This window comes from Nocardia otitidiscaviarum (assembly GCF_007362295.1).
GTDB classification, from domain to species: Bacteria; Actinomycetota; Actinomycetes; order Mycobacteriales; family Mycobacteriaceae; genus Nocardia; species Nocardia otitidiscaviarum.
This window is the reverse complement of record NZ_CP041695.1, coordinates 534,572-547,081: the sequence shown is the minus strand read 5'-3', so window position 1 is coordinate 547,081 and position 12,510 is coordinate 534,572. Positions and strand designations below refer to the sequence as shown.

General features: G+C 67.7%; 16 protein-coding genes. 8 read left to right on the top strand and 8 right to left on the bottom strand.

The genetic code is table 11. The features are described from left to right. Positions 1-76: 76 nt before the first annotated feature. The 4 genes from FOH10_RS02290 to FOH10_RS02275 all read left to right on the top strand — a co-directional run bounded on the left by FOH10_RS02290 (position 77) and on the right by FOH10_RS02275 (position 4,215). Positions 77-571, top strand: coding sequence for a hypothetical protein (locus FOH10_RS02290; RefSeq protein ID WP_143979447.1), 495 nt, complete (start codon positions 77-79; stop codon positions 569-571). 107 nt (positions 572-678) lie between these two features. Next, positions 679-1,899, top strand: a complete 1,221-nt coding sequence (locus FOH10_RS02285; protein ID WP_039817052.1) for an acetyl-CoA C-acetyltransferase — start codon at positions 679-681, stop codon at positions 1,897-1,899. Positions 1,900-2,031: 132 nt separating this feature from the next. Then, the gene (locus FOH10_RS02280) at positions 2,032-2,334 is read left to right on the top strand and encodes a hypothetical protein (RefSeq protein WP_143979446.1); all 303 of its coding nucleotides are present in this window, start codon (positions 2,032-2,034) and stop codon (positions 2,332-2,334) included. A gap of 252 nt (positions 2,335-2,586) precedes the next feature. Next, positions 2,587-4,215: an FAD-binding protein gene (locus FOH10_RS02275; protein WP_143979445.1), complete on the top strand. Its 1,629-nt coding sequence runs from the start codon at positions 2,587-2,589 to the stop codon at positions 4,213-4,215. Between the two features lie 92 nt (positions 4,216-4,307). Here FOH10_RS02275 and FOH10_RS02270 read toward each other — a convergent pair whose 3' ends face one another. The 4 genes from FOH10_RS02270 to FOH10_RS02255 all read right to left on the bottom strand — a co-directional run bounded on the left by FOH10_RS02270 (position 4,308) and on the right by FOH10_RS02255 (position 7,251). Next, positions 4,308-5,183, bottom strand: coding sequence for a Bax inhibitor-1/YccA family protein (locus tag FOH10_RS02270; RefSeq protein WP_143979444.1), 876 nt, complete (start codon positions 5,181-5,183; stop codon positions 4,308-4,310). A gap of 249 nt (positions 5,184-5,432) precedes the next feature. After that, entirely contained in the window at positions 5,433-5,720 is a 288-nt protein-coding gene (locus FOH10_RS02265; RefSeq protein WP_143979443.1) for a helix-turn-helix domain-containing protein, read from the bottom strand. Next, positions 5,717-6,409: an HAD family hydrolase gene (locus FOH10_RS02260; RefSeq protein ID WP_186000687.1), complete on the bottom strand. Its 693-nt coding sequence runs from the start codon at positions 6,407-6,409 to the stop codon at positions 5,717-5,719. The genes FOH10_RS02265 and FOH10_RS02260 overlap by 4 nt, the downstream gene beginning before the upstream one ends. Further along, complete coding sequence (locus FOH10_RS02255) at positions 6,406-7,251, bottom strand: GntR family transcriptional regulator (protein ID WP_143979441.1); 846 nt, start codon at positions 7,249-7,251, stop codon at positions 6,406-6,408. Before FOH10_RS02255 ends, FOH10_RS02260 begins: the two co-directional genes overlap by 4 nt. Positions 7,252-7,390: 139 nt before the next feature. Here FOH10_RS02255 and FOH10_RS02250 point away from each other — a divergent pair, with 139 nt between their 5' ends. The 4 genes from FOH10_RS02250 to FOH10_RS02245 are packed head-to-tail and all read left to right on the top strand — an operon-like array spanning position 7,391 to position 8,287. Then, the gene (locus tag FOH10_RS02250; RefSeq protein ID WP_143979440.1) at positions 7,391-7,642 is read left to right on the top strand and encodes a hypothetical protein; all 252 of its coding nucleotides are present in this window, start codon (positions 7,391-7,393) and stop codon (positions 7,640-7,642) included. Beyond that, a complete protein-coding gene (locus tag FOH10_RS34655; RefSeq protein WP_186000686.1) occupies positions 7,639-7,809 on the top strand; it encodes a hypothetical protein in 171 nt (56 codons plus the stop codon). The genes FOH10_RS02250 and FOH10_RS34655 overlap by 4 nt, the downstream gene beginning before the upstream one ends. 2 nt (positions 7,810-7,811) lie before the next feature. Beyond that, positions 7,812-7,988, top strand: coding sequence for a hypothetical protein (locus FOH10_RS34650; protein ID WP_186000685.1), 177 nt, complete (start codon positions 7,812-7,814; stop codon positions 7,986-7,988). Then, positions 7,985-8,287, top strand: a complete 303-nt coding sequence (locus FOH10_RS02245) for a Clp protease N-terminal domain-containing protein (RefSeq protein ID WP_143979439.1) — start codon at positions 7,985-7,987, stop codon at positions 8,285-8,287. The genes FOH10_RS34650 and FOH10_RS02245 overlap by 4 nt, the downstream gene beginning before the upstream one ends. A 3-nt stretch (positions 8,288-8,290) precedes the next feature. On the opposite strand, the gene cutA is transcribed toward FOH10_RS02245, so the two are convergent. The 4 genes from cutA to FOH10_RS02225 all read right to left on the bottom strand — a co-directional run bounded on the left by cutA (position 8,291) and on the right by FOH10_RS02225 (position 12,451). Further along, positions 8,291-8,548, bottom strand: a complete 258-nt coding sequence (gene cutA / locus FOH10_RS02240) for a divalent cation tolerance protein CutA (protein ID WP_244961535.1) — start codon at positions 8,546-8,548, stop codon at positions 8,291-8,293. Between the two features lie 235 nt (positions 8,549-8,783). Beyond that, complete coding sequence (locus FOH10_RS02235; RefSeq protein ID WP_143983810.1) at positions 8,784-9,707, bottom strand: LLM class F420-dependent oxidoreductase; 924 nt, start codon at positions 9,705-9,707, stop codon at positions 8,784-8,786. A 44-nt stretch (positions 9,708-9,751) separates the two neighbouring features. Continuing rightward, positions 9,752-10,900 carry a class I SAM-dependent methyltransferase gene (locus tag FOH10_RS02230; RefSeq protein ID WP_143979437.1) on the bottom strand — a complete coding sequence of 383 codons (1,149 nt, stop codon included), beginning with the start codon at positions 10,898-10,900 and terminating at the stop codon, positions 9,752-9,754. A gap of 132 nt (positions 10,901-11,032) precedes the next feature. Continuing rightward, positions 11,033-12,451: an MDR family MFS transporter gene (locus FOH10_RS02225; RefSeq protein WP_143979436.1), complete on the bottom strand. Its 1,419-nt coding sequence runs from the start codon at positions 12,449-12,451 to the stop codon at positions 11,033-11,035. Between the last annotated feature and the right edge of the window lie 59 nt (positions 12,452-12,510).

The window sequence follows — 12,510 nt, the reverse complement described above, 5'->3', positions numbered from 1 at the left end:
ATCGTTGCAGAAAGGAGATCGGGGCCTGCGCGCACATCGGCCGATGGCGGGGCGCGCCACACTACCCTGGGCAGCTATGACATCGCCGACGAGCGTTCGCAGTGCCGCGGTGTTCGGAGCTCTCGCCTGTGCCGCAACGGTGTTCGCGGCCACGCCCGCAGCCGCGGCGGCCGTCGAATTCCCGCAGGTGCCGAGCCTGATGCGGAACGGATACTGCGGAGGCGCGATCCGCACGTGGGCGGAGACCGGGCCGGAGTATCCGGGCCGGGCGATCATCAATGTGCAGGCGCTGCCGATCGGTGGTCTGGGACCGGGCACGTATTCGGCCGCACCGCTGTGCGAGACGGTCACCACGGTCGCCTGGCGGAATGTGAACACGGGCGCGGCGGGCGAGTACCGGGTCACCGTGGTGGCGGGGATCTACGGCAGCATCCAGTACGCGCAGTTCCAGGACACCGGGCCGGGACGGGTCGACGTGACGATCTACACGGATATGCCGAATGTGCCGCAGCACGGCAGTTTCGTCGTTCCCGCGCCGCCCCCGCCGCCCGCCGAGCCCGCCGAGCAGTGAGAAATCCCACCGTCACTGAACGGGATACCGGCATACCGGATGTTTCCCCGCTCACACGGCCGTCGTAGATTCGAATGCGGTTCCACCCCTGCGAGTAAGGAGTCCTCATGCCAGAGGCCGTCATCGTTTCGTTCGCCCGTTCGCCTATCGGCCGCGCAGGCAAGGGTTCGCTGGTGAGCATGCGCCCCGACGACCTCACGGCGCAGATGGTGCGCGCGGCACTGGACAAGGTGCCCGCCCTCGCGCCGACCGATATCGACGATCTGATCCTGGGCTGCGGTCAGCCCGCCGGTGAGGGCGGCTTCAACATGGCCCGCTCGGTCGCCGTGCAGCTGGGCTACGACACCCTGCCCGGCGTCACCCTCAACCGCTACTGCTCCTCCTCGCTGCAGACCACCCGGATGGCCTTCCACGCCATCAAGGCCGGTGAGGGCGATGTGTTCATCTCCGCCGGTGTGGAGACGGTGTCGCGCTTCCCGAAGGGCACCGCCGACGGCTGGCCCGACACCCACAACCCGCTGTTCGCCGACGCCGAGGCGCGTACCGCCAAGCGCGCGGAGGGCGGGGCCGAGGTGTGGACCGATCCGCGCGAGAACGACATCCTGCCCGACGTCTACATCGCCATGGGCCAGACCGCCGAAAACGTCGCCCAGTTCACCGGCATCTCCCGCGAGGAGCAGGACCACTGGGGTGTGCGGTCGCAGAACCGGGCCGAGGAGGCCATCAAGTCCGGCTTCTTCGAGCGTGAGATCACCCCGGTGACGCTGCCCGACGGCACCGTGGTCTCGACCGACGACGGCCCCCGCCCCGGCACCACCTACGAGAAGATCTCGCAGCTGAAGCCGGTCTTCCGCCCCGACGGCACCATTACCGCCGGTAACGCCTGTCCGCTCAACGACGGTGCGGCGGCGCTGGTGGTCATGAGCGACACCAAGGCCCGCGAGCTCGGCCTGACCCCGCTGGCCCGCATCGTGGCGACCGGCGTCTCGGGCCTGTCGCCGGAGATCATGGGCCTCGGCCCGATCGAGGCGGTGCGCAAGACCCTGAAGACCGCCAACATGACCATCGACGATCTGGACCTGTACGAGATCAACGAGGCGTTCGCGGTGCAGGTGCTCGGTTCGGCCCGCGAACTGAACATGGACCTGGACAAGCTGAACATCTCCGGCGGCGCCATCGCCCTCGGCCACCCCTTCGGCATGACCGGCGCCCGCATCACCGCCACCCTGATCAACAACCTCCAGACCCAGGACAAGCAGTTCGGCCTGGAGACCATGTGCGTGGGCGGCGGCCAGGGCATGGCGATGATCATCGAACGCCTCAGCTGAGCCGTACCCGAGTCGACCGACTCCGCCAAGCCGAAAGGCCCGCCCGACCTGACCGTCGGGCGGGCCTTCCGCTGTTGTGGGGAGAGGACGACGATGCGACGCCCGCCGGGCCAAGTCTTGTACAATTTGTACATGAATATCGAGCCTGCGAATCTACGAGACCTACCCACCGCGACATTGGCCGAAGCCCGGGCCGACCTTCCGAAGCTGGCGAACCTCGCGCACTACACCGGGCAGACCACTCTGCTCACGAGGTACGGGAAGCCATGGGCGGTCATCGCACCCATCTCGGCCGCACTCGTCGACGAACCGCACTCGCAGGGCGAGGACATCTCGCACCTCGCCGAACGTCTCGCAGCCCTGGGCGGGAGTACCGCGACCACGAGCGACATCGTCGCGGCGCTGCGAGAAGTGCGTGAGGAGGGTGATACATGATCGTTGCCGACGCGTCAGCCGTCGTAGAACTTCTGGTTGGTGATTCGAAGAAGGTCGCCGCACGGTTCGCCAGCAACCAGATATGCGTCGATAGTGACGGTCTAGCACCTGAGCGGGACCATTGCCTTCGGTTCGGTAGAGATGTCGGCCGGAGTCTCGCTCTCGCGCCCGAAACGCACCCAAACTAGAACACGTTATTGTCTTCCCACGAGTTCCGAGCGGCCGGGTGGCCGGTGTGGGAGGGTGACAGCAATGGTGCGGACCTGGGACGAGGCGGCGGACGTGCTGGTCGTCGGGTACGGCGGGGCGGGGGTCGCGGCGGCGCTCGCGGCGCGGGAGGCCGGGGCGGGGGTGTTGGCGATCGATCGGTTCGGTGGTGGGGGTGCGACCGCGCTGTCCAGGGGCATCATCTACGCCGGGGGTGGGACGTGGGTGCAGCGGGCGGCCGGGGTCGCCGATGATGTCGATGCCATGTACGCGTACCTGCGTGCCGAGGTCGGCGACGCGGTGGGCGAGGCGACGCTGCGCCGGTTCTGCGAGGAGTCACCGGCGATGGTCGACTGGCTGACCGAGCACGGTGTGCCCTTCGAGGCGTCGCTGTGCCCGTACAAGACCTCGTATCCGACCGACAGCCACTACCTGTACTACTCGGGCAGCGAAATCGCCGGTGGTTTCCGGGAATTGGCCACTCCGGCGCAACGCGGGCATCGCGCCCACGGCCCGGGTGTCTCGGGCAAGAAGGTTTTCGAACCGCTGGCCGCGTCGGCCGCGGCACACGGCGTGGACGTGCGAACCGCCACCAGGGCAACGCGACTCGTCGAGGAGGACGGGCGCGTGGTCGGCGTGGAGGCCGTGACGCTCGCGCACGCACCCCGCGCGGTGCAGCGGCAGTTCGCGGCGCTGGCGCGGATCTCGGCGAAACCCGGTGTGTACCACCCGGGTTTGCGACGCGTCGTGCAGCGCCGCCTCGACCGCATCGAACAGCGCTACGGCACCGCGACGCGGCTGCGCGCCCGCGCCGCCGTCATCATGACCACCGGTGGGTTCATCGCCGACGGCGAGATGGTGCGACGGCACGCACCCGAGTACCCGTGGCCGTCCGGCCTGCCGCTGGGCACGGCGGGCGACGACGGCAGCGGTATCCGCATGGCGCAGGAACTCGGTGCCGCCACCGACAAGATGGGCACCATCTCGACCTGGCGGTTCATCGCGCCGTCCAGCGCCTTCTTCAGCGCGCTCGCGGTGGACGTCAACGGTGAACGCATGATCGACGAGTCCCGCTACGGCGCGGCGCTCGGCGGTGCCATCGTCACCCGGCCCGGCCAGCGGGCGTGGCTGGTGCTCGACGCCGACCTGCTCGCCGAGGCCCGCGGCCAGCTCGCCACCCAGTCGGTGTGGTTCCAGCGCATGCAGACCGAACGACTGCTGCGGTTCGGCCGGATCACCGGCGGTTCGCTCGAGGAGATCGCCGCGCGGGCCGGTATCGACCCGACCGGGCTGCGGCGCACCGTGGACGCGCACAATGCCGCCATCGCAGCCGACCGCCCCGACCCGATGGGCAAGCCCGCCGATATCCGCCGCCCGCTCCAGCGCGGCCCGTTCACCCTCCTCGACATCTCGGTCCGCTCCGCGCTCACCTACCCGACGCCCATGCTCACCCTCGGCGGCGTCCGTGTGGACGAGACCACCGGTGCCGTGCTCACCGGCACCGGCGAGCCGATCCCGGGCCTGTTCGCGGCGGGCCGCACCGCCGTCGGAGTCTGCTCGAACGGCTATGTCAGCGGCCTGTCGATCGCGGACTGCGTCTTCTCCGGCCGCCGCGCGGGCGTACACGGCGCGCGGGCGACCGCCGCACACCCGGACGGACTGGCGAACGCCTAGCTCGGCGGGGAGAGCGTGCCCCTCCCGTGCGGGGCCGGACAAACGACAGGGCGGGCACCGGATTTCCGGTGCCCGCCCTGTTCTCGTCTCCGCTAGTCGTTCTGGAAGTACGACAGCAGGCGCAGGATCTCGATGTACAGCCACACCAGCGTGACGGTCAGGCCGAGGGCGACGCCCCAGGCCGCCTTCGCCGGGGCGTTGGCGCGGATGAGCTGGTCGGCGGCGTCGAAGTCCAGCAGGAAGCTGAACGCGGCGATGGCGATGACCACCAGGCTGAAGATGATGGCGATGGGGCCGCCGTCCCGCAGGCCGAAGCCGCCGGGGGTGAAGAACGCGGCGATGAAGTTACCCAGCACCAGCACCAGGATGCCGATCATGGCGCCGACGATCATGCGGGTGAAGCGCGGGGTGACCCGGATGGCCCCGGTCTTGTAGACGACCAGCATGCCGAAGAACACGCCGAAGGTGCCGAGCACGGCCTGCGCGATCATGCCCGCACCGCCCACGCCGCCGAATTCGACGCCGGTGAACATGTACGACAGCGCACCGAGGAACAGACCCTCGAACGCCGCGTAGCTCAGCACGATAGCCGGGTTGTCCTGCTTGCGCCCGAAGCTGGCGACCAGCACCAGGCCCAGACCCACCAGGCCGCCGACGATCACGAACAGCGGCGCGAGGTTGTGGTTGTACGAGGTGAGGCCGTACGACAGGATCGCGCCGAGGGTGACCACACCCAGCGTGATACCGGTCTTGGTGACCACGTCGTCGATGGTCATCGGCCGAGTGGTCGGCACCGGCATCTGCTGATAGCCCTGCGGCGGGTAGCCACCCGGAGGCTGGCCGTACCCGTACGGCTGCTGCTGTGCGAACTGTCCGGCTCCAGCGGCCGCCGAACCAAATCCGGCGTAGCCGCCGCCCTGCTGCTGCGGCGTCAGGTTCCGGAAGACCGGATTGCTTGTGGTGCGCAAGGCGCGTCCCTTTCTGGAGTCGTGGCTCACGACACTCGTGGCCTCGTTCTACAGTCTCCAACGTCCGACGGCGACTGTCAGTTCCCGACACCCACCGCGTTTCAGACAAATCGGACTTTACCGCGTGGTCGGTCTGTTGACCGACTCACGGAAGAGTCGATCATGGCTGGTATCGCTCATGACCATATCCGCGATCCGCTCCCAAAGGACCAGACCCCACCGAAATCCGGCCGCTTCCCCGGACGGGGGTCACCGGCCGCGCGCCGCCGCACGACCGTCGCGTCCGTCCGCCTCGATCGTTATGCCGTACCCGAGCTCATTCATCATCCGCGCGAGGCTGCGGACAGTGAGGTTCCGCCCTCCGCAGAGTTGTCGACTTATCTCGGCCGGCCGCACTCCCAGCCTGGCGGCAAGTTCTTCCTTGCTCGTGCCGGTGGCAGCCAAGGCTTCATGAACCATCTCCGTGGCCGCGAGCAGCAGCCGCTCTTCGGCGAGCAGCGCATCGGCTTCCGGTGTGCGTCGAAACCAGGTTGTCAACGCGCCTGGCCCTTCTCCCTCACCGACTTCACCTCGTGCAAGATCACACCCAAGTCCGTAATGGTCACGGCCGGGGCGTACGGCGCGAACCGCTCCGCTTTACCCGGCTTGTTCGCATAGGCGATGGCTGGGATGTGGGCGGCATGGGCCGCCTGGATGTCTGCTACCGAATCGCCGATGAAAACGCAGTCCTCAGAGACTACTTCGAGGTGGGACATGGCGGCATGGAGCAGGAACGGTGTGGGTTTCAGTTGACTAAGATCGGCCGAGGTTCGCCCGAAAACTCCACGAACACAACTGTCCAGGTCATGTTTCATGAGATATGCACGAATTGACGCCGCCGAGTTGTTACTGACCACTGCCACCAGACCATAGCCAGCCGCCACGGCGCGAATCACAGCACCGGCATGGCGAGTCGGCTCCGCACTGTCGACGGCATCGAGCTCGAGCCGGGTGAGTTCGCGCTCCACCCGCTCCGCCCGCTCTCCTCCGAGTTGACCGGCGTACCGGAGAACAGCGAGTGGGTCTGCGCTGGCCGCGATCTCATCGGGCACGGGAGCATCGAGCATCTCCACCAGCCGGATCGCTACGGTCCGGCTGGCGGTTCCGGCGAACACAGCGCAGATTGGTCCGTCGAAGTCGAGCAGCAGGCAGCGGCGCTCTCGCAGTAGGTCACTCGGCGCGGTCACGGTTGGTAGTCCTTCGCCACGGAGGTCCAGATGCTGTCGAACCATAGGAGGGACTGTTGGACGAACTGGCTGCCCATCGAATCCGCGTCACCGTCACGCGCGTAATGAAAAAGCGAGGCATCCTTTCCCATCAGGTCCCAAATCCCCACCACCTCACCGTCCAACTGAACGGCGTGGTCACGGATCGGGTAGTACCCAAAGAACGTCTGTTCGCCGTTCAGAATGTACAGCTTGAACAACGGCACTGCGGGATAGGTGCGCACCTGGGCTGATGCGTTTGTGACAATACCGAGTTCAGCCAGTTCGTTCACCGAATCGACCACTGCGCTGACGTGCCGCTGCATGATTCGAGCGGCGCGCGCCCGGAAGGCTGGGCTGTCCGAGAAGTCCTCGGTGCGAGCTGGCAACGTCCAGGGACGCGAAGGGTCGGGCACGAGCAGCCGCACCGTCAGAGACTCGGGTCGGAGGCGGCCCTCGCGAATCCGGTCCAATGGTTCCGCGATGGCACCATGAAGCGTTTCACCCGAGAACCCAGCGAAATCCACTGCTACAGAGGGGGCTTCGAACGCCTGCTCGATGTGTGGCCGAAGCCCCACGGGCCGTTGGGTGCGTTCACGAACAAAGGTCCCACTACCCGGCCGGGTAATTACCAAGCCCTCTTCACGGAGAGCCCGAATCGCAGCCTCGGCAGTGGCCTTCGCAACCCCGTACCGCTCCACGAGCTGAGGTCCGGATGGCAGCCGTTCGCCAGGGGCAAGTTTGCGAGTGAGGATTGCCGCTCGCAGTTGGTTGGCAATCTGCCGCGATGCCGGGCGCGGATCGTCCGGGTCTATGGCATTCATCCGCACAAGCGTATCGGATCCACCCAGATACCCTAGGGAGCTATTGAGTTCCCTAGGTAGGTTGGGTAGCCTTGCAGCTATTCGAGCAGCTCCCCTGGCCAGAACCACCCACCGACAGCTAAGTGTTGGAGGCCGAACAGTGAACATCACCGAGGCCAAAGTCCTCGCCACACTCACTCCCGGCGGACACCTCACCGCCGCCCAAATCGCCACTGGCGCAGGTATCTCCAGCAGACTGGCCGACCACGCGCTCGAACACCTCACCGATATCGGTATGGTCGGCACCCCTGCCGGTTATCGACGCGGCATCTGGGCAATCACGGCCCGTGGCCGTGCGTTCGCCGCGACGCCGCGCGGACGTGGCCTGCTCGACGTCCCTGCGGGCGTGTGACAATGGACCTCCTGGCCTTCGCCCTGCTCCTCGCAGGCATTCTCATCCTTGCCAACACCTGCGGCCACCAGCCACCGCGCCACCGCCACGGGCTGCCGTTCCGCGAGCTCCAGGCTCGCCTGGAATTCGAAACGACCCGTACCCATCTCCCGTTGCGGGGGTGGTGAGCTTGCGCTTCGAGTACCTCAACCATCACAACCGGGAATGGGGCCGCCGCGACCCCAACCTCGCCATGCAACTCCACATCGACTGCCATCCCGACACGTGCGAGACCAAAGCCGCCGCCTGGAAAGTGTTGGTGGAGGCCGGGAAGATCGTGCCGGACTCGAACCGGAGCCGCGCGTGACCGACCACAAGTGGGAGCAGATCGGCCGCGACCGCGTGCGCCGCTACTACGAGATGGAGAGCGACCGTGTCGCGGGTGCCGTCGAGTGCGGACACCGGCTGTGGGAACTGCTGCACCACGGGCTGAGGCTGGCCGCCGCCGAGGGAGCCACCCGCATGGGCGCGGAACATCTGCTGCTGCACATGCTGTGCGACCCGACCGCGATCCCTACCCGGGAACTCACCGAGATGGGGTTGGACCCAGGAACGCTGTTCACCCGCTTGGCGGACGTGACCCGCCGCGAACCACACACGCCGTGACGCCTATTCCTGTGCAGCTGTGAACTTCTCGACCCAATCGGCATAGTGGTCGGTGGCCCACTCCACGGGCGAGGCGAGGATTTCGGGTCCGGGTGCCCAGGGATGCAGTTCGAGAATCCGGGTGGCCAGCTTGTCGCGGACGGCCGTCGAGGTCTTGAGGGTTACGCGCCATTCCTGGCCTTCGCCGAGTTCACCGCTGTGCCAGAACACCGAGAACGCTGGGCCTGTCACCTCCGCACCAGCGGCGAGCCGTTCGGCCACGACTGTCCGTGCGATCCGCTGTGCATCCTCCTCGGTCGGAGTTGTCGAAGTAACCGACCACACCCTCGCCGTTGTCATGAGCCAACAGTAGGCCGCGATAGCAGCGCATGTCAGAGATCGGTCGCGGGTGGCTTCGGCATGGTGGTGTCGTATCCCATCGGAAGCACCACGTGGAGCGGGCGGCCCGTGAACATGTCCACACGCGCCGCCCACACCCACGCGCGGACGGTGGGACTTACAGCTGGCTCATGACCTTGTCCGCGATCAATTCCAGGTGGTCGAGGTCGTGCAGGTCCAGGATCTGGAGGTATACCCGGCTGGTGCCCGCTTCGTCGGCGTAGCGGCCGAGCTTGTCGACCACCTCGTCGGGGCTGCCCGCCAGGCCGTTGGTCTTCAGTTCGTCCACCTCGCGGCCGATGGCGGCGGCGCGGCGGGCGACCTCGGCGTCGTCGCGGCCTACGCAGGCGATGAGGGCGTTGGAGTAGACCAGCTCGGCCGGGTCGCGTCCGGCGTCTTTGGCGGCGGCGCGGACCCGCTCGAACTGGGCGGCGGTGTCGGGGATGGAGGAGAAGGGCATGTTGAATTCGTCGGCGTAGCGGGCGGTGAGGCGCGGGGTCCGCTTGGCTCCGTGGCCGCCGATGATGACGGGGATCTTGGGCTGAACCGGCTTGGGGAGGGCGGGCGAGTCGACCAGGGTGTAGTGGTCACCCTCGAAGCTGAAGGTCTCCCCCGCCGGGGTGCCCCACAGGCCGGTGAGCACCGCGAGCTGCTCCTCGAAGCGCGGGAACTTGTCGGCCGGGAACGGAATGCCGTAGGCGGTGTGCTCCTCGGCGAACCAGCCTGCGCCGAAACCGAATTCGACGCGGCCACCGGACATGGCATCCACCTGGGCGACCTGGATGGCGAGCACGCCAGGATGGCGGAAGGTGGCCGAGGTCATGAGGGTGCCGAGGCGGATGCGGGAGGTCTCGCGGGCCAGTCCGGCGAGGGTGGTCCAGGCGTCGGTGGGGCCGGGCAACCCGTCGGCGTCGCCCATCTTCAGGTAGTGGTCGGAGCGGAAGAAGGCGTCGTAGCCCAGGTCCTCGGTGGCCTTGGCCACGGTGAGGAGGGTGTCGTAGGACGCGCCCTGCTGCGGTTCGGTGAAGATTCGAAGATCGATTCGGGCCATGCGTCCCATTGTGCTCCGGGGACTGTTCGGTCGTTTTACCGGCCGCTGTCGTGCAGGCCGCGCACCGACCGCGTCACGGTGAACTTCCGGTTACGCCCGATCACCTCGGTCTTGCCGACCATGCGCTCCATCACCCCGCGATAGTTGAGATGCGAGTTGTAGACCGTCCACAGCTCACCGCCCGGCCGCAGCACCCGCCCGGTCTGCTGGAACATCTTGATCGCCGAGCCGGTGTGCACGGCCGCACCGACATGGAAGGGCGGATTGCACAGCACCAGATCGGCGCTGTTGTCGGGCGCGTTGGACATGGCGTCGTCACGCAGCACGGTGACCCGGTCGGCGACCGCGTTGACGGCCGCGGTGGCCCGGCTGGAGGCGACCGCGGCGGCGGACTGGTCGGTGGCCGTGACCCGCAGTCCCGGACGAGCTTTGGCCAGCGCCACCGCGAGAATGCCGGTGCCACAACCGAGGTCGATGGCCTCGCGGGCATCCGGCTTCATGCGCTTCAGGAACTCCAGCAGGTACCGCGTCCCGATATCGAGGCGCGGCCCGGAGAAGGCCGCCCCGTGCGCCACCACCTCGAGGTCACGGTCGTCGAGCCGATTGCACACCGGGAACGGCGGATCACCAACGGGTTTGGGCTCGGTGGCGGTGAGGATGCGGGACTTCTGCCGACCGCGGCTGGCCCGCACCGAGCCGAAGGAATCGCCCAGCACATCGTTCATGGCGGGGGTCAGGTACTTGTCGCGGCCGCCCGCGAACACCTCCACCTCCGGATCGGCGTAGCGGGCGATGGCGTCGGCGATCTCGGCCAGCCCGGACAGCGCACGCGGCAGGCGCAGCAGCACCACCCGCACATCCGCGAGCAGGCGGCGGCCGAGTTCGTGCGCCGCGTAGCGGTCCGCGAGTCCGACCACGCGGGCATTGTGGGCCAGGGCCTGTTCCCCGGTGAGCAGATCCTGATGCACCCGCACGCCGCGCAGGTCGTGCGCGGCGATGGCCCCGAGGGTGAGCGCACCGTAGCCGTCGTCGATCACGGCGACCCGCCCGTCCCCCGCTGTCGCGAGGGATTCCGCCGCCACATCCAGCATCAGCCGGTCGGCGGCGTCCACCGCGTAGAGGTTCTCCGCCTCCACATCCGGATACCGCCGCAACCGGCTCAACACATCCTCGACCTCAACCACACCTACAGTGTGCTAGATCATTGCCACGCTGTCCCATTCGGCCGGTTCATTGTGCTATCTCGTTACGAGATCGCCTGCGCCACCCGGCAATACCTCGCAAACCACTCGCAACTACCGCAGCGAAACTGCGAATCACTGGGTTGCTGAGGCTTCGCGCACTCGCGGCATCATGGCCGAGGCGGCGACCATGACCACCGCCATCCCGGCGACGGCGAGGAATACCAGGTGGATGGCCGGGGACAGCACCTGCGGCGCGGGATGATCGCTGCCGCCGACCCGGGAGTTCACCAGCGCACCGAACACCGCCACGCCGACGGCACTGCCGAGCGAACGGGCGAACATATTGGTCGCGGTCACCACCCCGCGCTCGGTCCAGTCGACGGCGGACTGCGCGGCGATCAGGGTCGGCGTCGCCACCAGGCCCATGCCGGTGCCGACGATGAAACAGCCGACGGCCACCCGGAGCAGCCCGGAATCGGCGTCGACGAGCAGCAGGGTCGCCGCCCCGACCGAGCCGAGCGTGCTGCCGATGAGGGCGGTGCGCCGGAAGCCGATGCGCAGGTACACCTTTCCGGCCTGAGAGGCCGCCAGCGGCCAGCCCATGGTGAGCGCACCGACGGTGAGCCCCGCCGCCAGCGCGCCCGTACCGAGCACACCCTGCGCGAAAGTCGGCACATACGAGGTCAATCCGAGAATCACCGCGCCGATGAGTAGCGACACCGTACTGCTCGCCACCACCACGCGCCGGGTGAAAACCCACAGCGGCAGAATCGGATTGGCGGCCCGACGCTCGACCAGGCCGAACAGCACGAGCGCCAGCGCCCCGCCGCCGAAGAGCGCCAGACTCGTCGGCGCACCCCAGGCCCAGGCGTGCCCGCCCTCGAGCAGGGCGAGAATGAGCGCGCCCGCACCCACCGTGAGCAGGGCCGCGCCCAGATAGTCGATGCGATGCGTCTGCCGGGTCGCCCTCTCGGTGAAGTGGCGTGCCAGCATCCACGCGGCCAGGGCGGCGAGCGGCAGATTGATCAGGAAGATCCAGCGCCAGCTCACGTACTCGGCGAAGACGCCGCCCAGTACCGGCCCGAGCACCGAGGAGGCGGCCCACACACTGGCCAGATAGCCCTGCACCTTGGCGCGTTCGGCGACGGTGTACACATCCCCGGCGATGGTCATGGACATGGGTGCCACCGCGCCCGCACCGATGCCCTGCACGGCCCGGAAGGCGATGAGCGCCACCATGCTGGTGGCCAACCCGCACAGCATCGACCCGAGCGCGAAGACCGCGATGCCGAACAGCATGACCGGTTTGCGGCCGAGCATGTCGGCGAGCTTGCCGTAGATCGGCACGGTCACCGCCTGCGCCAGCAGGTAGATGGAGAACAGCCACGGGAACTGCGCGAATCCGCCCAGTTGATCGGTGATGGTGAGCACGGCGGTGGCGATGATGGTGGAATCCAGCGCCACCAGCGAGGTCGCCAGCATGAGGGAGGCGAGCAGCGGCCCCCGCTCGGACCGGAAGCCGATGTCGGGACGCACCTCGGTGGCTGTCATCGGCATCCTCTTCTCGTTAGCTCGACTTATCAACTGGGTCGAACATATTCGAGGGGCCG

Excerpts from the sequence above, each read along its gene's own strand:
- FOH10_RS02280 (WP_143979446.1), top strand. The coding sequence starts at position 2,032 with ATGAATATCGAGCCTGCGAATCTACGAGACCTACCCACCGCGACATTG.
- FOH10_RS02285 (WP_039817052.1), top strand. The coding sequence starts at position 679 with ATGCCAGAGGCCGTCATCGTTTCGTTCGCCCGTTCGCCTATCGGCCGC.
- FOH10_RS02290 (WP_143979447.1), top strand. The coding sequence starts at position 77 with ATGACATCGCCGACGAGCGTTCGCAGTGCCGCGGTGTTCGGAGCTCTC.
- FOH10_RS02255 (WP_143979441.1), bottom strand. The coding sequence starts at position 7,251 with ATGAATGCCATAGACCCGGACGATCCGCGCCCGGCATCGCGGCAGATT.
- FOH10_RS02275 (WP_143979445.1), top strand. The coding sequence starts at position 2,587 with ATGGTGCGGACCTGGGACGAGGCGGCGGACGTGCTGGTCGTCGGGTAC.
- FOH10_RS02225 (WP_143979436.1), bottom strand. The coding sequence starts at position 12,451 with ATGACAGCCACCGAGGTGCGTCCCGACATCGGCTTCCGGTCCGAGCGG.